The 19329-nt window shown below is 43.7% G+C and carries 23 protein-coding genes; 15 read left to right on the top strand and 8 right to left on the bottom strand.

What is annotated here, in order from left to right; translation table 11 throughout:
• The first annotated feature begins 29 nt into the window (after nucleotides 1–29).
• Nucleotides 30–386 (top strand): hypothetical protein, encoded by a 357-nt coding sequence (locus ACXACM_RS13235; RefSeq protein ID WP_474822280.1) that lies wholly within the window; start codon nucleotides 30–32, stop codon nucleotides 384–386.
• 44 nt (nucleotides 387–430) lie between these two features.
• Here the strand turns inward: ACXACM_RS13235 and ACXACM_RS13230 are convergent, their stop codons facing one another.
• From ACXACM_RS13230 to ACXACM_RS13220, 3 genes are all read right to left on the bottom strand, one after another.
• The gene (locus tag ACXACM_RS13230; protein WP_474822279.1) at nucleotides 431–790 is read right to left on the bottom strand and encodes a diacylglycerol kinase; all 360 of its coding nucleotides are present in this window, start codon (nucleotides 788–790) and stop codon (nucleotides 431–433) included.
• A 66-nt stretch (nucleotides 791–856) separates the two neighbouring features.
• Entirely contained in the window at nucleotides 857–1279 is a 423-nt protein-coding gene (locus ACXACM_RS13225; protein ID WP_474822277.1) for a universal stress protein, read from the bottom strand.
• 157 nt (nucleotides 1280–1436) lie between these two features.
• Entirely contained in the window at nucleotides 1437–3065 is a 1629-nt protein-coding gene (locus ACXACM_RS13220) for an FMN-binding glutamate synthase family protein (protein ID WP_474822276.1), read from the bottom strand.
• A gap of 198 nt (nucleotides 3066–3263) precedes the next feature.
• Here ACXACM_RS13220 and ACXACM_RS13215 point away from each other — a divergent pair, with 198 nt between their 5' ends.
• The 3 genes from ACXACM_RS13215 (at nucleotide 3264) to bfr (ACXACM_RS13205) (ending at nucleotide 5913) form a co-directional block, all read left to right on the top strand.
• Entirely contained in the window at nucleotides 3264–4850 is a 1587-nt protein-coding gene (locus ACXACM_RS13215; protein ID WP_474822275.1) for a cation:proton antiporter domain-containing protein, read from the top strand.
• 117 nt (nucleotides 4851–4967) lie between these two features.
• Nucleotides 4968–5444, top strand: coding sequence for a bacterioferritin (bfr, locus tag ACXACM_RS13210; protein WP_474822273.1), 477 nt, complete (start codon nucleotides 4968–4970; stop codon nucleotides 5442–5444).
• Nucleotide 5445: 1 nt separating this feature from the next.
• Nucleotides 5446–5913: a bacterioferritin gene (bfr, locus tag ACXACM_RS13205; RefSeq protein WP_474822272.1), complete on the top strand. Its 468-nt coding sequence runs from the start codon at nucleotides 5446–5448 to the stop codon at nucleotides 5911–5913.
• 17 nt (nucleotides 5914–5930) lie between these two features.
• On the opposite strand, the gene ACXACM_RS13200 is transcribed toward bfr (ACXACM_RS13205), so the two are convergent.
• Nucleotides 5931–6380, bottom strand: coding sequence for a hypothetical protein (locus ACXACM_RS13200; protein ID WP_474822271.1), 450 nt, complete (start codon nucleotides 6378–6380; stop codon nucleotides 5931–5933).
• A gap of 231 nt (nucleotides 6381–6611) precedes the next feature.
• On the opposite strand from ACXACM_RS13200, the gene ccoN reads away from it, so the two are divergent.
• The 11 genes from ccoN (at nucleotide 6612) to rssA (ending at nucleotide 16441) form a co-directional block, all read left to right on the top strand.
• Nucleotides 6612–8045, top strand: a complete 1434-nt coding sequence (ccoN, locus tag ACXACM_RS13195) for a cytochrome-c oxidase, cbb3-type subunit I (RefSeq protein ID WP_474822270.1) — start codon at nucleotides 6612–6614, stop codon at nucleotides 8043–8045.
• A gap of 12 nt (nucleotides 8046–8057) precedes the next feature.
• Nucleotides 8058–8663, top strand: coding sequence for a cytochrome-c oxidase, cbb3-type subunit II (ccoO, locus tag ACXACM_RS13190; protein WP_474822269.1), 606 nt, complete (start codon nucleotides 8058–8060; stop codon nucleotides 8661–8663).
• A gap of 2 nt (nucleotides 8664–8665) precedes the next feature.
• Nucleotides 8666–8839 carry a cbb3-type cytochrome oxidase subunit 3 gene (locus tag ACXACM_RS13185; RefSeq protein WP_474824346.1) on the top strand — a complete coding sequence of 58 codons (174 nt, stop codon included), beginning with the start codon at nucleotides 8666–8668 and terminating at the stop codon, nucleotides 8837–8839.
• Between the two features lie 4 nt (nucleotides 8840–8843).
• Nucleotides 8844–9806: a cytochrome-c oxidase, cbb3-type subunit III gene (gene ccoP / locus ACXACM_RS13180; RefSeq protein ID WP_474822267.1), complete on the top strand. Its 963-nt coding sequence runs from the start codon at nucleotides 8844–8846 to the stop codon at nucleotides 9804–9806.
• Nucleotides 9807–9963: 157 nt separating this feature from the next.
• Nucleotides 9964–10446 carry a FixH family protein gene (locus ACXACM_RS13175; protein ID WP_474822266.1) on the top strand — a complete coding sequence of 161 codons (483 nt, stop codon included), beginning with the start codon at nucleotides 9964–9966 and terminating at the stop codon, nucleotides 10444–10446.
• 8 nt (nucleotides 10447–10454) lie between these two features.
• Nucleotides 10455–12824 carry a heavy metal translocating P-type ATPase gene (locus ACXACM_RS13170; protein ID WP_474822264.1) on the top strand — a complete coding sequence of 790 codons (2370 nt, stop codon included), beginning with the start codon at nucleotides 10455–10457 and terminating at the stop codon, nucleotides 12822–12824.
• Nucleotides 12825–12829: 5 nt separating this feature from the next.
• Complete coding sequence (gene ccoS, locus ACXACM_RS13165; RefSeq protein WP_474822263.1) at nucleotides 12830–13021, top strand: cbb3-type cytochrome oxidase assembly protein CcoS; 192 nt, start codon at nucleotides 12830–12832, stop codon at nucleotides 13019–13021.
• Nucleotides 13014–13682, top strand: a complete 669-nt coding sequence (locus ACXACM_RS13160) for a sulfite exporter TauE/SafE family protein (protein WP_474822262.1) — start codon at nucleotides 13014–13016, stop codon at nucleotides 13680–13682. The genes ccoS and ACXACM_RS13160 overlap by 8 nt, the downstream gene beginning before the upstream one ends.
• A 24-nt stretch (nucleotides 13683–13706) precedes the next feature.
• On the top strand, nucleotides 13707–14444 hold the full coding sequence (gene fnr, locus ACXACM_RS13155; protein ID WP_474822260.1) for a fumarate/nitrate reduction transcriptional regulator Fnr: 738 nt from the start codon (nucleotides 13707–13709) through the stop codon (nucleotides 14442–14444).
• A 147-nt stretch (nucleotides 14445–14591) separates the two neighbouring features.
• Nucleotides 14592–15533 carry a tRNA 2-thiocytidine(32) synthetase TtcA gene (ttcA, locus tag ACXACM_RS13150; RefSeq protein ID WP_474822259.1) on the top strand — a complete coding sequence of 314 codons (942 nt, stop codon included), beginning with the start codon at nucleotides 14592–14594 and terminating at the stop codon, nucleotides 15531–15533.
• A gap of 2 nt (nucleotides 15534–15535) precedes the next feature.
• Nucleotides 15536–16441: a patatin-like phospholipase RssA gene (gene rssA / locus ACXACM_RS13145; protein WP_474822258.1), complete on the top strand. Its 906-nt coding sequence runs from the start codon at nucleotides 15536–15538 to the stop codon at nucleotides 16439–16441.
• 23 nt (nucleotides 16442–16464) lie between these two features.
• On the opposite strand, the gene ACXACM_RS13140 is transcribed toward rssA, so the two are convergent.
• The 4 genes from ACXACM_RS13140 to ACXACM_RS13125 form a co-directional block, all read right to left on the bottom strand.
• The gene (locus ACXACM_RS13140; RefSeq protein ID WP_474822256.1) at nucleotides 16465–17100 is read right to left on the bottom strand and encodes a DUF2987 domain-containing protein; all 636 of its coding nucleotides are present in this window, start codon (nucleotides 17098–17100) and stop codon (nucleotides 16465–16467) included.
• A gap of 2 nt (nucleotides 17101–17102) precedes the next feature.
• Nucleotides 17103–17888, bottom strand: a complete 786-nt coding sequence (locus ACXACM_RS13135; RefSeq protein ID WP_474822255.1) for a glucosaminidase domain-containing protein — start codon at nucleotides 17886–17888, stop codon at nucleotides 17103–17105.
• On the bottom strand, nucleotides 17881–18588 hold the full coding sequence (locus ACXACM_RS13130) for a hypothetical protein (RefSeq protein ID WP_474822253.1): 708 nt from the start codon (nucleotides 18586–18588) through the stop codon (nucleotides 17881–17883). Before ACXACM_RS13130 ends, ACXACM_RS13135 begins: the two co-directional genes overlap by 8 nt.
• A gap of 108 nt (nucleotides 18589–18696) precedes the next feature.
• A complete protein-coding gene (locus ACXACM_RS13125) occupies nucleotides 18697–19323 on the bottom strand; it encodes a LysE family translocator (protein WP_474822252.1) in 627 nt (208 codons plus the stop codon).
• Nucleotides 19324–19329 lie beyond the last annotated feature (6 nt).

Raw genomic sequence — 19329 nt, 5'->3', positions numbered from 1 at the left:
TAAGAACCGCAACAACGGAGGAATGTACTATGCCTTGTGAAATGAAAACACAACACGCAAAGTTGCTAGCGCAAATCGTAACTCAATCATCCCACTGGTCTTTGCAACCAGAAAAAAAATCACCGTTCAAATCACTGGACGATGCATTCGAGTATTTTGACTCTCACAATGAGCCTCTCTATATTCGTGTTCCTGTTACTGACAATAATGACGATGTATTGGTGAGAGTTTGCAGTGAAGGTGATGATGTATGCTTTGAAACAATCAGTTTCGAAAATGCCAAACAGGCTAAAGTTCATCATTCACATTTAAAGCTTATAGAAAGCACGGTAACAGAACTGGTAAACGAACAGCTACCAGAGGGAAGCAAAGCAGCTTCTTTTTAACCCGGAAAAGTTTATTTTCTGGGTTAAGGCGTCGCTTTGGCTTTTCAGTCTATCAACACCATAACCCAGGATACAATTGCCAGAAGAATGGCAACAAATACGGCAGATGATGCAATATCTTTGGTTTTTCGAATAAGTTCGTGAAATTCAAGACTTACTTTGTCTGCCAGCGCTTCTATAGCACTATTAAGTAGTTCAGTTATAAGGATCAGTACCACGCTGCTTATCAATATCAACCGTTCAGCTGTGACTGGCGTTACAAAAAAAGCAGCGGGTATGAGAAAAAGCATAGCCGTAAGCTCCTGGCGAACTGCAGCTTCACTGCACCACGACGCTTTTAACCCACTCATTGAATACAAAGTAGCGTGGTATATTCGTTTAAATCCCTTTTGCTTTTTTATCATACCGCTCTATTCACCCAGGCACAGACCATACGTAAAGTGCAAAAAGGTTACCTTAACGTGGGAATGTTACACCTTTACGGCAAGCACATCGGTTTTTACACCGTGTAAAACCGCATTTGCTGTGGACCCCAACAATAACCGCATACCGCTTCTTCCATGCGTACCTATAACAATAAGATCAGCATTTAATCGCTCGGCAGCTTCGTGGATTTCCTCTGCTGCTGCGCCAACAACTACATGGGTGTGCGTATGGGGGATATTGTGATGATCTGCTATGGACGTCAGTTTTCTCTTTGCCTGTTGGCAAATTTCATCAGAATAATCCGTCTCTAAGAATAACCCATAGGGTTCAATACTGGTTTGCGGATATACAACATAAAGTAAATTGATTTTTACTGTACTGCCCGCTACTTGCACTGCCCGTTGAATGACCTGCTCGTAATCAGAATATATATCGATGGCTACCAGAATTGCATTGTAAGTTTGCATTATTCTTTCTCCTTAATGATTAAAAGGGCCAGTTCACCTTATGCGTTTCTTTTTGCAACAAAGGCTACCGCTCTAATCAACTAAAATCGACGACTCATTACTGCACAATAAAAATGATAGAGTAAACAGATCATCACAGTATTGATTAACATCAAGTTTACACTGCTTTTGTTTCTTCCTCGATTGTCGATAGCAGACTTTTAGGAATAAAGCTACCAATGCAAGCCTCTTCGATGTGTAAAGCAAAGCGCTGGGGAATATCATCAGATAAAAAAGCCCCTCGCTTAACATGCGGGAATATCTCGTCGTATCTGAGCACATCCTGTTCGTTAACCCTACGGAATATATGTGTCCTATTGAGGGCTGCGTGGTCGCCGTGGCCTGTAGAAGATAAAATATCAAGAAATGCGTGAATGGTTTTTTTATGGAAGCGGAAAACCCGTTCAAACTTGTCTTCAACCACAAGGCCCCGGGCAAGTTCCGGGTTTTGTGTTGCCACACCGGTAGGACACGCATTTGTATTACAGGATAAACTCTGTACACAGCCAAGGGCGAGCATCATGCCCCTTGCACTATTACATAAATCAGCCCCCAGACTTATATTCTTGACCACATCAAACGCCGTTATAATTTTTCCGGACGCAATAATCTTAATGTGTTTACGCAAATCGTACCCGGTTAAACAGTCATCAACAAAAGCAAGGGCTTCACGGAGAGGAAAACCAATGGAATTTGTATATTCTAACGGTGCTGCACCTGTACCCCCTTCCCCACCATCAACAGTAATGAAGTCGGGCATGATGCCGGTTTCAACCATTGCTTTGCATATAGCAATAAATTCACTCTTTCTGCCAAGTGATAACTTAAAACCTACTGGTTTGCCACCACATAGCTCCCTCAGTTTTGCAATGTAATCCATCATTTCCAGTGGTGTGGAAAAGGCGGTATGCCTGGGCGGAGAATCTACCTGAGTGTGTGGTTCAACGCCTCTCACCCGGGCAATTTCGGGGGTGTTTTTATGGGCAGGTAAGATCCCACCGTGACCGGGTTTAGCCCCTTGGCTCAACTTGATTTCTATCATCTTGACGTTCTCGTGACGGGCTTTTTCACTAAACGCATTAGCATCAAAGTTGCCACCCTTGTCCCTGCACCCGAAATACCCCGTTCCTATTTGCCAGACAATATCGCCCCCGTGTTTCAGGTGGTAAGGGGTCAAGCCTCCTTCCCCGGTGTTGTGGTAAAAATCACCTTTTGCAGCGCCTTTGTTTAATGCCTCAACTGCATTACTACTCAGCGCACCGAAACTCATCGCTGAAATATTCAAAATGCTGGCATGGTATGGCTTTAAACAAGCCGGCCCGCCAATTTTCACTTTAGGGTGTTCTCCCATTTCATCCATGTCCATGGCAGAAAGCGAATGGCCTATCCATTCATAACCGGGCTGGTAGGTATCGAGTTGAGTGCCATATGGCGACGAATCCAGCGCATCTTTTGCACGCTGATAGACTATACTTCTATGCATACGGCTAATGGGCTTTCCATCTGTGTCTGACTCGAGAACGTACTGTTGTATAAATGGCCGAAGTGCTTCAATTGCCCATCGAGCGCGACCAATAAGTGGGTAATTTTTTAAAATTGCATGACGGCTTTGGAACACGTCATACAGTGCGATAAAAAACATGGTTCCGGTAATAACTAACAACCATATTAAACCTTGCCAGAATAAAGCGATGACAACATTCAACGTAAATAATAGAAAAAGAACAGTTAAAATAGATTTGTGCATTCCAGGCAGGCCCCCGATAAACGATAAAGAGTGCTATGACTTTGGCATACATTAGGATCAGTCTTGTATCCCACGAACCAATCACTCTGATGGCATTTTATTGCATCATTACCTGCCAAGCTTCAATTTACAAACGAATAAATCTAACGCATCCTAAATGCATTGTTGTTTCTGATTAAAAATTTGAGCTCGTTGTACATGGAATATCTTTTTCTTCTTTTTGCCTTTGTCTGTGGTCTGTCTGTAAAAATGGCGAGGGTACCGCCTCTGGTCGGCTACTTGATTGCGGGTTTTGTACTAAACGCCATGGGATATAGCATGACGGATCAGTTACAATCTATCGCGGATCTCGGCATAACAATTATGCTCTTCACTATTGGGCTTAAATTAAACATTAAAGACTTAAGCAAACCTGAAATTTGGTTTGGGAGTGTAAGTCATACGCTGATATGGGTTGGCGTTATCGCTGGCCTTTTGTATGGGTTAGCGTTTCTCTTCTCTACATTTTTCGGACAACTTTCTATAGAAAGTGCATTGCTCATTGCCTTTGCTCTTAGTTTTAGTAGCACGGTATGTGTTATTAAAGTTTTAGAAGAAAGCGGGGAAAGTAAAACCCGTCACGGCAAACTTGCTATCGGTATTCTGGTGATGCAAGACATCTTCGCAGTGCTGTTTTTGGTTGTTGCAACCGGTAAACTACCATCTGTATGGGCTTTATGCTTATTGGCTGCATTTCCCCTGTTACCTCTGCTAAACCGTATGATAGACCAATCCGGGCACGGAGAATTGCTTCCGCTCACCGGTTTTGTGCTTGCCCTCGGGGGCTATCAGGCATTTGACTTAGTCAACATTAAAGGCGATCTGGGGGCGCTGCTCATTGGCGTATTACTCGCCAAGCACCCCAAAGCAACCGAACTATCTAAATCATTGCTGTCTTTTAAAGATTTATTTTTAATTGGCTTCTTTCTCTCCATCGGCCTCACCGCTTTGCCAGATTTTACGATGATTGTCACTGCCATCGTATTGTGCGGTTTTCTCTTTATTAAATTTGCGCTGTTTTTCACGTTATTTACAAGGCTTAAACTTCGAGCCCGCACTAGCTATCTCACCTCCCTGGTATTGAGTAACTACAGTGAGTTTGGCTTAATTGTTGGTGCGCTTGCTGTGAGTTTAGGAATGCTTGAACAAAACTGGTTAGTCGTACTGGCTTTGGCTGTTTCTTTGTCGTTCGTTATCACCAGCTTGCTATATCGCCATAGCCACAACCACTATTTGAAGATTAAACAAGATTTACAAAAATTCGAAAAATCTGAGCGCTTAAAGGAAGATGTTTACCCGGTAATAAAGCAAGCTGAATTTTTAGTGATAGGCATGGGACGGGTTGGTACCGGCGCATTCCACTCGCTACACAAATTGGCTGACAACGCTGTGTGGGGTATGGATGCTGACAGAGTGAAAGTTAAGAATCTGCAAAAGGAAGGACTTAAAGTAATTTGCGGTGACGGTGAAGACGTTGATTTGTGGGAAAATCTGGACGTGTCACAGGTAAAGCTTGTACTGCTAGCCTTACCTTCCATAGATGATGCCGTGAATATTACCCGCCAGCTTAAATTTTCTGGTTATCAGGGAAAAATTGCAGCTATTGCCAGATATGAAGATGAAGTTGAACGCTTGCTTGAACGTGGAGTAGACAAAGTATTTAACTTCTTTACAGAAGCTGGGTTAGGTTTCGCAGAAGAATCACTGTCTTATGTCAACGAAGAAACTCAACGAGTCGCTGAATAATAAAAGAGGTGGGACTGGGAATTGTTATCATTACTATCCAGTTGTTTTATAAGAACTTTTTTGACAACTCATCAGTAAGCGACTATACTCTGCTGAAATTTAATAAGGGTGCCGGCTATGAAGGGCGACAAGCAAGTCATTGTAAAGCTGAACGAGATTCTGACCGTTGAGCTCACTTCCATAAATCAGTATTTTTTGCATGCTCGCATGTTTAAGAATTGGGGGTTTGGTGAACTTAATGAGAAGAATTACAAAAAATCCATCAAGGACATGAAACAGGCGGACGAACTCATTGAGCGCATTCTGTTTTTAGAAGGGCTTCCTAATCTACAAGCACTGGGAAAACTCTATATTGGCGAAGATACCGCTGAAATGTTGCAGTGCGATAAGCGTTTTCAAACAGAACAGTTGCCTGTACTTCGCGAAGGTATAAAACTTTGTGAAGAGAAACAGGATTATGTTAGCCGGGATATGCTTGAATCCATTCTGGAATACGAAGAAGAGCATCTTGACTGGCTTGAAACTCAAGAATATCAAATTGACACCATGGGCATGCAAAACTACCTGTTAAAGCAGATAGAAGGAGAAGACTAAGATGAAGGGTAATCAATCTGTCATCAATGCGCTTAATACGTTACTGTCTTATGAGCTCGCTGCCATGGATCAGTATTTCATTCATTCTCAAATGTATCTCGATTGGGGTCTTAACAAATTATACGAACGTATCAATCACGAATTTGATGATGAGCGAGGCCATGCCACCAAGTTAATTGAGCGAATACTATTTCTTGAAGGCGAACCTGACATGGTTACCAGGACGGGCTACCAAAAGGGAGACGACGTACCAGCAATGCTCGAAAGTGACTTACGGGTAGAGTATGAAGTTGATGCAAAACTCAAAGAAGTCATTGCGTTATGTGAATCGGAAAAAGATTACGTGACCAGAGATATGCTGGTGGAATTACTCGACGACACTGAAATGGACCATGCCCACTGGTTAGAGCAGCAACTTGGTCTCATCAAGCGGTTAGGCCTGCCTCTTTATATGAACAGCCAACTATAAAATTAATGCCCTGCTTGTCAGGGCATTTTTGTATCAAAATAGAATAATAGTGGTTCGTTACTGTTCTTCAGATACATTATCATTTTCCAGCGCATCACAGGTTCACTGCAAGCCCCTAACATAAACCAGCCTGACCAATTCCCAGGCTCTGTTTCCTCAACCAAAACAGGCACTTTTCCCATGTACATATTCACACCTTCAATCCAGACACTGTCTATTTCAAGGTAATCGGGTAAAGAAAAGTTAACTGTAATAGACATTTCTGGTTCAGGTATACTAGAAAATGTTGATAAAACAACGTTATTATTGTGGTTTATGCGACAATGGGAATTGACAAACTCACAATGGTTATCTAAACCCATGGAGGGAGGGTTATCTGTCACGCCGCCACGCAGCGCGAAAAAAACAATTAAAACGAAGAGAAACAGCGCAAAAGCAATGTAACCCTGATTTTTTATTGGTATCATATTTGTTAATAAACAGTTGTAACTTAAAAAAATTTTTGCGAAGTTTGATGGAGATCAAATGCAACTAGTTTACGATATCTTTTTTGTAGTAAAGAACTTATTATCCGTTAATCAATTTGCTGGTACAACATAACTATATCACCGCTGAATGTGTTTAGCGCAATTGCTAGCAAACATCAATAGTGTCGCAAATTGAAAGCCCATTTATCTTAGAAGTGGAATAACTATCAAATGAGTGAAATAAGCCAAGCACAACCTGACTACAATTACAAAGTAGTCAGGCAATTTACCATCATGACTATTGTCTGGGGTATTATTGGAATGGGGTTGGGGGTATTTATTGCTGCGCAATTATTTGCTCCCGCTCTCAATTTCGATACTCCATGGCTCACCTTTTCAAGGCTGCGACCATTGCATACCAATGCGGTAATATTTGCATTCGGTGGATGCGCGTTGTTTGCTACCTCATATTATATCGTACAACGTACCTGCCAGGTCCGTCTCTTCAGTGATAAGCTCGCCGCTTTCACTTTTTGGGGGTGGCAAGCAGTTATTGTACTCGCTGTGGTCACCTTACCGTTTGGTTTAACCAGCACGAAGGAATACGCCGAATTAGAATGGCCCATTGATATTCTTATCGCCTTAGTATGGATAGCCTACATCATTAACTTTTTCGGCACCTTAGTGATTCGAAAGGTATCACACATTTATGTCGCGAATTGGTTTTTAGGTGCATTTATGCTTACCGTTGCAGTGCTGCACATTGGTAACAGCATGGCTATTCCCGTTTCTTTCACTAAATCTTATTCGCTGTACGCTGGTGCAGTAGATGCAATGATGCAGTGGTGGTACGGGCACAACGCAGTTGGCTTTTTCCTTACTGCGGGCTTCCTGGGAATGATGTACTACTTTGTTCCTAAGCAAGCAGGACGACCTGTGTATTCCTATCGCTTATCAATCATTCACTTCTGGGCTCTGATCTCGCTTTATATATGGGCAGGCCCTCACCACCTACACTACACAGCATTGCCTGACTGGACCCAATCCTTGGGTATGGTCATGTCGGTCATTCTCTTTGTACCATCCTGGGGAGGTATGATTAACGGTATCATGACCTTATCAGGTGCCTGGCATAAATTGAGAACTGACCCTGTTTTGCGTTTCTTAATTGTATCCTTGTCATTTTACGGTATGTCTACCTTCGAAGGTCCCATGATGGCAATTAAAACCGTTAACGCCCTGTCCCACTACACAGACTGGACAATCGGTCACGTTCACTCAGGAGCTTTAGGATGGGTTGCCATGGTTTCCATCGGTTCTGTTTACCACCTTATCCCTGTGTTGTTCGGACAACGGGCCATGTACTCCACAACCTTAGTAAATGTTCATTTCTGGTTAGCGACTATCGGTGTTGTACTTTATATTGTCGCCATGTGGATATCAGGTGTTCTGCAAGGTTTGATGTGGCGTGCGGTTAATGCTGACGGTACCTTAACCTATAGCTTTGTTGAGTCATTGGAAGCGTCCAAACCATTTTATGTCGTACGCTTTATCGGCGGTGTGTTCGTGGTTGTTGGCATGCTGGTGATGGCATACAACACATGGAAAACCGTCCGTGCCCCTAAAGGCAGTATCGCAGCTGAGCCAGCGGCTCAGGCAGCATAAGGAGCACAGAATATGAAAAATCCACATGAAATAATTGAGAAAAATGTCGGACTGTTAACTGTCCTTATCTTGATCGCCATCAGCCTTGGAGCACTGGTTCAAATTTTACCACTTATGTTTCAGCAGCAAGTCATGGAGCCGGTGGAAGGTTTAGAACCCTATACCGCTCTTCAGCTTGAAGGGCGTGACATATATATGCGTGAAGGCTGCGTTGGCTGTCACAGCCAGATGATTCGCCCTTTCCGCGCTGAAACCGAACGTTATGGTCACTATTCTGTTGCCGGCGAATCAGTATGGGAACATCCCTTCCTCTGGGGTTCTAAAAGAACCGGTCCTGACCTTGCCCGTGTAGGTGGCAGATACAGTGATGAATGGCACCGAGTGCACCTTATTAATCCGCGCAATGTAGTGCCTGAATCTAATATGCCTGGCTTCCCGTGGTTAGCAGAAAATACGCTTACCGGCGAATACACTGCTAAGAAGATGGAAGTCTTCCGCGGGTTTGGCGTTCCTTACACTGATGAAGACATTGCTGGTGCTAAAGCGGCAGTAGAAGGCAAAACAGAAATGGAAGCGCTGATTGCTTATCTGCAGTCCCTTGGGACGTATTTAAAATGAATATGGATCAAGGCCTGGTAGGCAGCATTTTTACTGTTGTTGTGTTTATAAGCTTTGTTGGCATTGTATGGTGGGCGTTTAGCAGTCGGAATAAACAAAGATTCGACGAAGCCGCTAACCTTCCTTTTGCCGATGAAGCAGAAGAAAAAAATATAAAAGATAAGCAGGAGTCTTAAACTGATGAGCACGTTTTGGACAATCTGGATTTCAGTGATCACACTGGGAACCATTATAGGCTGCTTCGTATTGTTGCGCTGGGCACTGGCCAACAAGACCGGAGTGGAAGAAGGCGAAGGCATGGGGCATGTTTTCGATGGCATTGAAGAAATCAACAATCAATTGCCCCGCTGGTGGACGATTCTTTTTTACGTTTGTATCGTTTGGAGCTTTTTATATCTTGCGCTATATCCTGGCTTAGGGTCATTTCAGGGGCTATGGGGCTGGAAGAGCTCTAACCAGAACGTGCAATCTCTGGAAGAATCTGCCCAGGCTCGCATAGCTGCAAAAGAAGCCGGAATGTTAGTTGCGTATGATCGGGAACTGGATAATGCGGATGAAACCTACGACCCGATTTTTAAAGCATACGCAGAAGTTCCTGTTGAGGACTTAGCAAAAGATCCGGAAGCGTTAAAAGTTGGTCAACGTTTGTTTATGCAAAACTGCTCGCAGTGTCATGGCTCTGATGCCCGCGGTGCAAATGTTGGCTTCCCTAACCTAACTGACGATGACTGGTTATACGGTGGTAGTGGTGCAAAAATTGTCGAAACCCTCACGCTTGGTCGCCAGGGTGCCATGCCAGCCTGGCTCGGTGCATTGGGTGAACAAGGTATTAAGGAAACCGTTGCCTACGTATTAAGCCTCAGTGGCCGGGAACAACCAGAGGAAATGACTGCTCTCATCGATGAAGGTAAAGCACGATTTGCTACCGTCTGTGTGGCTTGTCATGGCGTTGATGGTAAAGGAAACCAAATGTTGGGTGCGCCTAATCTCACTGACAATATCTGGCTTTACGGCTCAACCGAAGAATCTGTGACGGAATCTTTGTACTACGGCAGAAATGGCGTAATGCCATCGTTTAAGAAAACACTGGGCGATGACAAAATACACGTCGTTGCCGCTTATGTTTATAGTTTGTCGAATTAAACCTAGTTAAACCGTCAAAAGCCCCGTGTTTACGGGGCTTTTTTATGGGAAAATAACCTAATGAAGACTCCAATTGATTGAAATCATGTTGGTTTTATTAAGGTTCATTAAATTTAACTTCTGATGTTATTTACCAACCGTAAATGAGAAAGCACAAATGAAACATAGTCCCTGGTACAAGCAGTTCTGGCCCTGGTTTTTAATAACTGTGCCCATAGTTACAGTGTTCATGAGTGTTTTTTTGGTATATCTCGCCTCTTCAACACAAGACAGTCTTGTTATTGATGACTACTACAAGGAAGGTAAAGCCATTAATGCCGCTTTAAATAAAGAGGCCCGAGCTCGTGATCAAAATATATCTACTACGCTTTTAGTAACAGGTGATCGGATTGCACTTACCTTCCATTCGGGTAGTCCGGAAGATGGCACGGCCCTCAAACTGCGTTTCTTTCACGTAACGTTAAGTGAGAGAGACACTGAGGTATTGCTAACCCGTGATGCGGGCGGTATTTATCGCGGTTTAACATCACAGCCACTTAACGGTAAATGGCGAGTGAGCTTATCGCCACTTGATGAGCAGTGGAAAATTCAAAACACTGTTTTACTTCCACAATCAGATCCCATTGTTTTTAATCCGTGAACGATTCTGTGACTGAACCAGAGAGTTGTTACCATTGCGGTGAACCCACGAACCCCGCACAACCACTCACGGCTGTCGTACTCAATGAAACCAGGCCAATGTGTTGTCCTGGGTGTAAAGCGGTAGCTGAAACAATCGTCGAGAATGGGCTTGAAGATTATTATCAGTTTCGAACTGAGCCCGCTGTGAAAGGCGAGAATCCGCCTGAAGACGCTTTTGCAAAGCTCAATGTATTTGACGAACCAGCGTTACAGGAAGAGTTTGTTTTTGATGAAGGCAAACACAAACAAATCGAGTTAACACTGGAAGGGATAACCTGTGCTGCATGTGCGTGGCTCATAGAGAAGCAACTGTCGAAAGTAGCGGGCGTGAAACAAATTGCCGTTAATGTGGCGCAACGACGGGCCATTGTCAGTTGGGATCCACTACAAATACCCCTTAGTAAAATCATGGCTGTTCTACAGAAAATTGGCTATCCGGCATTACCGTTTCACGCCGACCAACACGAAGAAAGTTATAAAAAAGAAGACAAACAGTTCCTAAAGAAGCTGGGACTCGCCGGGCTAATGACTATGCAAGTAATGATGCTGGCTGCAGCGCTTTACTTCGACTTGCTAGACAGTATGGATTCGACAACAAAAGAATATTTCCATTGGATAGCGCTGGTGCTCACAACACCGGTAGTGGTGTATTCCGGGAGTACGTTTTACATCGGAGCGCTCAAAGCTTTGTCGGCAAGAACGGTAAATATGGATGTGCCTGTTACCATCGCTATTTTTGCGACCTATTTAGCGGGTATCAAAGCCACCTTTTTACAACAGGGCGATGTCTATTTTGAGTCCATCTGTATGTTCATTTTTCTGCTTTCACTTAGCCGTTTTCTTGAACATCGAAGTCGACACAAAGCCGCTCAACTATCAGCCAACCTCATGCAGTACATTCCAATTACGGCTTCAACTCTTTCCTCTGATGGTGGGATCAGAGAGGTTTTAGCTAAAACCCTGACTGTGGGAGAAACGGTAGTTGTAAAAGCAGGCGAAACCATTCCCATTGACGGGATCATAGTTGAAGGTGAATCATCTGTAGATGAATCAATGCTTACCGGTGAATTTGAGCCGGTACGTAAAAATGTGAGCGACACTGTCTACGGTGGCACGATAAATCAGGTGGGTGTGTTAAAAGTTAAGGTAACGCAAACATTAAAGCACGCTCTGGTTAATCAAATCATTAGACTGCAAAGTCAGGCATTTGCCAGTAAACCCCGCATTGCACAGATGGCCGATACGTTTTCTAGCTACTTTGTTTTTGCTGTGCTCGTGATAGCGTGCGCCACTTACATATTCTGGTGGCTAAAGGGCAGCGATGATGGGTTCTGGATAACAATTTCAGTGCTGGTAGCAACCTGCCCTTGTGCTCTCGGCCTTGCTACACCATCAGCCCTAACCTGCGCTATGGCGGCGCTAAATAAACAAGGAATACTAGTAAAGCGTGCCGATGCACTGGAGCAGGTAAACAAAATTGATACCCTGGTAATGGACAAAACAGGTACGCTTACCGAAGGAAAATTTAGCGTTGCTACACGATGGTACCAAGAAGGTAGTCTGGACGTATGGCTTATCGCTGCATCGCTGGAAGCCCTATCCGAGCATCCTCTTGCACGAGCATTCACCTGTGAAAACGTGCTGCCGGTAACACAGTTTGAAGTCGTCCCTGGCCATGGTATTTCTGGCGTTATTGGCGCTAAGCACTACAAAATGGGGTCTGCTGCCTTTACTGGTATTAGCCCACAATCGGTTCCTATCACCGCAAACGTATTTCTGGTCTCAGGCACACAATGCCTCGCTGCGTTTGATGTTACAGACAGCATTAAACCCGACGCTTTCAACGCCCTTTCCCACCTTCGTGAGAAGGAACTCATATTATTAAGTGGTGATATACAGGAAAATGTAGACAGAGTAGCCAGTGCTATGGCTATTCCTAACGCTATGGGTGAGAAGACGCCCCAAGCTAAATACGATACAGTATTGTCAATGCAGCAAAGTGGCAAGGGGGTCATGATGCTGGGAGATGGCATCAATGATTCGCCTGTTCTTGCAGCAGCCGATGTATCAGTTGCAGTGGGTAATGCCAGTGATGTTGCTAAAAACGCAGCAGATATTCTGCTAATAAACGACAAACTGAATAGCCTGCCTAAGTTGTTTGAAATGGCGCGGCGGGTTACCCGGACAATAAAACAAAATATGGCATGGGCACTAGGCTACAACATGATTGTGCTGCCTTTTGCGATGTCTGGTGTATTAACCCCGTGGATGGCAGTGATTGGCATGAGTTTAAGTAGTATCATTGTCGTTACAAATTCAACGCGCTTATTGAAGTAATCATTATGAGCATTATCTATGTCCTCATTCCTTTAGCGATAATTTTAGTTGCATTGGCCATTGCAATTTTCTTTTGGGCAGTTAAATCTAATCAGTTTGAGGATTTAGATCGACAAGGATATAGTATTTTGTTTGACGACGACCTGCCTCCAGAAGAAAAAAAACTGGCCGAAGAGCGTAAAAAGCTGAATGAATGAACTGGGTTTTCTTTCCTCTCTTCTAATCGGTCTGGCCGGAGGTATTCATTGTATCGGCATGTGCGGTGGTGTCAGTTTGGCAATGAATGCAGCAATACATGCAAGGCGTAACAAATTATTATATACACTCGCGTATAACGCCGGCCGAATATTCAGTTACGTTATTGCCGGAATATTAACTGGCGCATTTGGCCAAATCGCTACACACTACGTGCCTTTATCAGGCCCAATTTTACTCGTTATAAGCTGTATTATGTTAATCGCTATGGCGGCTTACCTGGGAAATTGGTGGCGAGGGCTAACCTATATTGAGCAAGCAGGTTCAATCATCTGGCGCTACTTACAACCACTATCAAAACGCTTTATTCCGTTCAAAACGCCGTTTCATGCTGTTCCCTATGGAATGATTTGGGGCTGGCTACCATGCGGCCTGGTCTACTCAACGCTTACCTGGGCTTTAGCATCGGGAAGTGCTCTGGACGGTGGCCTGATAATGGCTGGGTTTGGTTTAGGTACACTGCCTACTTTAATTGCAACTGCGCTTGGGGCACAATGGCTTTCGAGGCAGCTAAAACAATTTTGGGTCCGTCAAGTTATCGCTTGTAGTTTATTGTGTTACGCGCTCTTGTTGATTGTACGAGTATTCGATACTATACATTAGATTTTTCGCATTTATGGTGAGTTTATGCAACGCCGAACAGATTTTTCTATTCATTGTCAAAATTGTAGCTTTAGTCATCTATGTCTGCCTGTTGCGTTAAACAAGACAGAGGTTGAGTCACTCGACGACATCATCGAAAGAAAAAAGCCTCTGCACAAGCAAGATATTCTCGTAGAAGCGGGTGATAAGTTCACCTCTCTTTACGCTGTGAGAGCAGGCTCGTTTAAGAGTTTTGTAACTGATAAAGAAGGTGAAGAACAAATTATAAGCTTTCATTTTCCCGGTGATATTATTGGCTTCGACGGTCTTCGGGATGAAACTTATCAGAGCTATACACAAGCCCTCGAAACCGCTATGGTCTGCGAGCTACCGTATGCGACACTGGATAAAATAGCTGAACAATTCCCCAAATTACGCCACCAGATCATGCGCTTTATGAGTGCAGAAATAAAACAGGATCACGAAATGATGATGCTGTTAAACAAACGCACTGCTGAAGAACGACTCATTTATTTTATCGCCCATCTATCCGGTCGCTTTGAAGAGCGTGGCTTTTCTCATCGCCAGTTTAATTTGAGTATGACCCGCAATGATATCGGCAACTATTTGGGGCTTACGGTAGAAACTATCAGTCGTTTACTCACCCGCTTTCAAAAGGAAGCTATCCTCAAAGTTGACGGGAAGCTAATTACTATTCTCGATTTTGACGCCATGGATAAAAAGCTCCATTCAATGGACATTCCCACCAACTGTATCGAATAAAATTCAGGCCATCAAAAGACACAGGAGGCCTATCACTTTTGCAACCACGTTTTTTCGCCTGTGCCTTTCTGCGTTATTCTAATTGGCGGCATCGGTTTACTCGGCGTATAATGCACCTTTTGTTTTGACCAACTGTTTTGAATTGCCATGAATCACACTGCCTCTTCTCCACTTACTGAACCGAGCCACAGCGCACAAAGTAAGCAAAAATATAACTTTAACAAACTTCAGAAGCGTCTGAGAAGACACGTGGGTAAAGCAATTGACGACTACAAGATGATCACAGATGGCGACAAAGTCATGGTGTGTTTATCTGGTGGTAAAGACAGCTATACCATGTTGGATATACTGCTTTTCCTGCGCAACATAGCGCCTATACATTTTGATATCGTGGCGGTTAATCTCGACCAAAAGCAGCCCGGGTTTCCAGAGCACATTTTACCTGAATATCTGGCCAGTATTGACGTAGAGTACAAGATAGTCCAGGAAGACACCTACTCTATTGTTAAGGATAAAATTCCTGAAGGTAAAACAACTTGCTCACTGTGCTCGCGGCTTCGGCGCGGGATCCTCTACCGCACAGCCAAGGAAATCGGCGCAACAAAAATTGCATTAGGCCATCATCGTGATGATATGCTCGAGACCCTTTTTCTAAATATGTTCCACGGTGGAAAATTGAAGTCTATGCCACCAAAACTGGTGAGCGACAACGGTGAACATATCGTCATACGCCCATTGGCATACTGCAGTGAAAAAGACATTCAAAAGTACTCTGATGCTGCTTCGTTTCCGATCATACCTTGCAATTTATGCGGCTCTCAGGAAAATCTTCAACGACAGAATATTAAGATGATGCTTCAGGATTGGAATAAACGGTTTCCAGGTCGAATAGAATCCATGTTTCGTGCTATTCAAAACGTCGCGCCTTCGCACTTGGCAGACAAAAATCTCTACAATTTTGCCGACATCACTACAACAGGCTCGCCAGTTGCAGACGGTGACACGGCATTCGATGCTCCCGCTTTTCCTGATGATGATCAAGAGTCATCAACAGCTGCTTCGGTAAATATAGTTAACTTAACGGAATAATAATGAAAATAGGATTAGCTTTAGGCGCTGGTGCAGCTCGCGGCTGGACTCACATTGGCATTATTCAGGCACTTGAAAAATTGGGCGTGCACATTGACATTGTGGCGGGCTGTTCCATTGGTGCTTATGTAGGTGCTGCTTATTCAAGCGGTAAACTCGAGCCTTTAAAAACTTGGGCGTCTTCCCTTACCGAGTGGCAAATATTGTCACTTATGGGTGTAGGCTTACGTAAAGGCGGTATTGCTAGTGGGCAAAAAGTCTTTACCAAGTTGGCAGAGGAATTTTGCGCTGAGACCTTTGAAGAGATGGAGAAGCCCTTCGCAGTTGTCGCCACTGATTTGTATTCTGGTCGTGAAGTTATGTTTAACAATGGGCCAGTAGGTAGTTGTATCCAGGCCTCTTGCGCCATACCGGCATTATTCAGCCCGGTTGCCCATGAAGGCCGCTGGCTGGTCGATGGAGCTGTGGTAAACCCTGTCCCGGTAAACTTATGCCGGCAGCTTGGCGCAGATTTTGTTATCGCGGTAAATCTTAACGCAGACTTTAAACCTCAACGACTGGAAAAACCCACCGTTGAACATGAAAAAATCCAACGCAAAACCGATGACTTCTTTTCTAAAAGTTCAAACCTTGTCAGACAGTGGTTTTCTCCAGAAGACAAAAGTGAAAAACTGAATCCTCCGGGGATCTTAAGTGTAATGAGTAGCTCGCTGGAGATCTTACAAGCCCGAGTCACCCGCTCCAGGCTGGCTGGCGATCCACCCGACGTGTTAATTGAACCCCATTTGTCTGATGTTGGATTAATGGAATTTCACCGCGCAGCAGAACTCTGTGAAGTGGGGGAAAAAACCGTTAATCGTCTTGCTGAAGAAATTCGCTATCAACTTGTTATAGATAGTACAGACTAATTTTGAAAGTTGAGGGCCGGCTGTTACTTAATCGCTTTTGCCGTGATCCGTAAAGGCGCTTCTGGTAACGTAAGGGAATCATGCTCATCGATATAGGATTGGGTTAAAACCAGCATTCCCATGGTGATAGCGGGCCGGTTTCTGTCTGCGGGCATACTAATGTCTTCGTCTTCAAACTGCACAACCAAGCCTTCCACCGTCGGCATCATAAACGACAAAAAACTGCCCATGGCATTGAAAAATGACCGGTATTGCTCTAGCAAAAACTGCAGTTCTTTTTGTGAATATTGGGTTTTCAAAAATGTGGGTTTAGTTTCTAGCTGAACAGACATGTCACACACGTTTGCACGTTCTTCAAAAGCCACTTCAACCTTAGCATCAGCTAATTTGAGGGCTTTTTCAGATGGCAGGGTAAAACGGTTTTCTGGTGACACCACAACAGGGATCACTTGTTTATCTGTGACAATATTCGCCGACGTAATGCCACAGAGGCGCCCTTCCCCGACGCGCAAAAAGCCAAATGCAAATTGCAGCGCTTGCGTATCTTCATGCTCTAGCTTTTTAATGTGGCTATAAAACCGGCTGTATTCTACCTGGATAGTTTCAGCATAAGACGTCGTGCACATGAGTGCTATCAGTAAGACACCTAATTTTACCACGGTTACATATACTCCCTGTTATATCGAATCATTGCCTGAAGCTCTTCAACATAAGCGATACCCCGTTCAGAATAATTCATCAGGCCTTCCGCTAAAGCCACACCGTTGACGGGAAGTTGATTGGCCCTTAGCGTACTGCGAATATTGCGCAATTCTTTGTACGCATTATGACGATTAATATTTCTCATGTAGGTGTATGTAGCTTTTGACAAATTAGGAAAACGTGCCACTTCGTGCTCCAAGCCAGGTGATCGTCGTGACGGGACAAATCCACACCCTTTTCTAAAACACCATAACCCAAAAAAATTGTAGCCTTCTCTGGCAAAACGACTGGTACCCCACGCAGATTCGTTGGCAGCTTGCGCCAGCACCAGAGAAACAGGCAAAATATCTATCCGCCTTAACAGTGTTGCCATTTGTTTTTCGATGTCTGCGTTTTTGTCTACCTGATATTCATTCACTAACCAACTAATTCGTTCATTGTCTTCATCAGAGAGGGTTTCCCCCGTAGACAACTTTCGTTGTAGCGTTTGTATATAATGGCGCAACGACAACAAATATTCGTTTTGCTTTTCCACTTCCGGCTTGAGGTAACTAAAGAAAGCTTCTTTTTTCTCCTGAATATTCTCTATGCTCTTAAAATCAGGTACCGGCTTTCTGGCTTGTTCGGTCATGGGCACGTCCAGTATATCCGGCTCATCAGACGACATAATCCATGCATTAATAACAATAACCAGCAAAATGGCTACCGTAATCAAAACAATTTTCATGGTCTCCCGTTTATGCATCGAACGTTAACTCCTGTTTGTCTAAAGACATATCAGACGGATTTTCTTCGTCAAAAAGCACTACGTAAATTACACCTAAGGTTACAAAGTACAAAGGCATAACAAACAACAAGGCGAACCCAAAAGTCAAAAGGCTCAACAAGAACAATACGAAAAATACAGAGAAAAGAACAATGAACGATAGTATAAATTTATTCACCATTTTACAGGATTGTAAAATAGCATCGAAAATCCCCAGCTTCTTATCGGCAATTAACGGTAATACAAACGTTGTAGCCAGTAACAGGTAAATGCCAGGAACCAGAAGTAGAATGAGGCCAATCTGAACGAGAATAGAAATCAGAAGTTGTGCCAATGCAAGCACAATGACTAACGGTATGTAATTGAAAATATCCAGGGCTCTGACCTGCTGAAATCGAGCTGCAGTTACACCCATCACAGCAATGCCGGCCGTCAGTGGCGCGACGACTAAAATTAAAGCAATATCTATAATACCCTGCTGAGATGGCGAAAGCTGGCTCATCTCCTCTATTGAAAAAAAGTAAGAGAGGAGCACACCACTGGCAATGACAGAAACTAACAGCACAAGGCACCCCTGTAACATGGCACTAAACTGCTTTTTGAGAATTTCCACCGATGTTTTGGCCAGCCAACTGAAATGAAATTGACCATTTGTCTTGATAAGCGCAGATTTGCTCAAAGGGATTTTGTTTAGATCTGACACAGTATTAATTACGTTTGTTCACAGACCTTCATTATAACTGATTAACATCAACAACCCCACGAAATGCTTTGTAATAAAGCGTATTCACATCAGTACAAGCTTTATTGCCAAACCAACCAACAACACGCCCATTGTCCTATCTAGCCAATAGCCCTTTTCCCCAATAAGTTTGGCAACTTTACTTGTACTGAGTAAATAGGAAAGAAAACAAAACCATACCGCTGTAGCAACAGCAAGATAAACACCGTATCCCAGTTTGATAGTAAAGGGTGTGTCAGCACTGATAATGGCGGTAAATAGAGAAAGGAAGAATAAGGTTGCTTTTGGATTAAGGCCGTTAGTCAGAAACCCAATACCAAATGCTTTAGAAAATGAAATAGTGTATTGACCGTTATCGCCTGTTCCTTCTTTGTTACTGTCTTTTTGTGGACCACTTCTTAGCGCGCCATAAGCCAGGTACAACAAATATGCTGCAGCGGCATAACTAAACGCAGTGTACAACCAGGGTGTGGTTTTTATCAAAACGCTTAACCCTACCAAAGAATAAGTCACGTGTAACAGGATCGCCGCTCCAATCCCAAGACTGGTGATAATTGCGATTGTACGCCCATACCTCACGCTGTGTCTGACAACTACTGCGAAATCAGGGCCCGGACTTACCACCGCAACAAGGTGGACTATTGCAATAGTCAGAAATTCTTGTAAATACATGAGTGA

The sequence above is a fragment of the Alteromonas sp. AWQ4_252 genome (assembly GCF_056158205.1).
The sequence above is the reverse complement of the archived record's forward strand: the minus strand, read 5'-3'. Positions and strand labels throughout refer to the sequence as shown.

Excerpts from the sequence above, each read along its gene's own strand:
- ACXACM_RS13235 (WP_474822280.1), top strand. The coding sequence starts at position 30 with ATGCCTTGTGAAATGAAAACACAACACGCAAAGTTGCTAGCGCAAATC.
- ACXACM_RS13230 (WP_474822279.1), bottom strand. The coding sequence starts at position 790 with ATGATAAAAAAGCAAAAGGGATTTAAACGAATATACCACGCTACTTTG.
- ACXACM_RS13225 (WP_474822277.1), bottom strand. The coding sequence starts at position 1,279 with ATGCAAACTTACAATGCAATTCTGGTAGCCATCGATATATATTCTGAT.
- ACXACM_RS13220 (WP_474822276.1), bottom strand. The coding sequence starts at position 3,065 with ATGCACAAATCTATTTTAACTGTTCTTTTTCTATTATTTACGTTGAAT.
- ACXACM_RS13215 (WP_474822275.1), top strand. The coding sequence starts at position 3,264 with ATGGAATATCTTTTTCTTCTTTTTGCCTTTGTCTGTGGTCTGTCTGTA.
- bfr (WP_474822273.1), top strand. The coding sequence starts at position 4,968 with ATGAAGGGCGACAAGCAAGTCATTGTAAAGCTGAACGAGATTCTGACC.
- bfr (WP_474822272.1), top strand. The coding sequence starts at position 5,446 with ATGAAGGGTAATCAATCTGTCATCAATGCGCTTAATACGTTACTGTCT.
- ACXACM_RS13200 (WP_474822271.1), bottom strand. The coding sequence starts at position 6,380 with ATGATACCAATAAAAAATCAGGGTTACATTGCTTTTGCGCTGTTTCTC.
- ccoN (WP_474822270.1), top strand. The coding sequence starts at position 6,612 with ATGAGTGAAATAAGCCAAGCACAACCTGACTACAATTACAAAGTAGTC.
- ccoO (WP_474822269.1), top strand. The coding sequence starts at position 8,058 with ATGAAAAATCCACATGAAATAATTGAGAAAAATGTCGGACTGTTAACT.
- ACXACM_RS13185 (WP_474824346.1), top strand. The coding sequence starts at position 8,666 with ATGGATCAAGGCCTGGTAGGCAGCATTTTTACTGTTGTTGTGTTTATA.
- ccoP (WP_474822267.1), top strand. The coding sequence starts at position 8,844 with ATGAGCACGTTTTGGACAATCTGGATTTCAGTGATCACACTGGGAACC.
- ACXACM_RS13175 (WP_474822266.1), top strand. The coding sequence starts at position 9,964 with ATGAAACATAGTCCCTGGTACAAGCAGTTCTGGCCCTGGTTTTTAATA.
- ccoS (WP_474822263.1), top strand. The coding sequence starts at position 12,830 with ATGAGCATTATCTATGTCCTCATTCCTTTAGCGATAATTTTAGTTGCA.
- ACXACM_RS13160 (WP_474822262.1), top strand. The coding sequence starts at position 13,014 with ATGAATGAACTGGGTTTTCTTTCCTCTCTTCTAATCGGTCTGGCCGGA.
- fnr (WP_474822260.1), top strand. The coding sequence starts at position 13,707 with ATGCAACGCCGAACAGATTTTTCTATTCATTGTCAAAATTGTAGCTTT.
- ttcA (WP_474822259.1), top strand. The coding sequence starts at position 14,592 with ATGAATCACACTGCCTCTTCTCCACTTACTGAACCGAGCCACAGCGCA.
- rssA (WP_474822258.1), top strand. The coding sequence starts at position 15,536 with ATGAAAATAGGATTAGCTTTAGGCGCTGGTGCAGCTCGCGGCTGGACT.
- ACXACM_RS13135 (WP_474822255.1), bottom strand. The coding sequence starts at position 17,888 with ATGCATAAACGGGAGACCATGAAAATTGTTTTGATTACGGTAGCCATT.
- ACXACM_RS13125 (WP_474822252.1), bottom strand. The coding sequence starts at position 19,323 with ATGTATTTACAAGAATTTCTGACTATTGCAATAGTCCACCTTGTTGCG.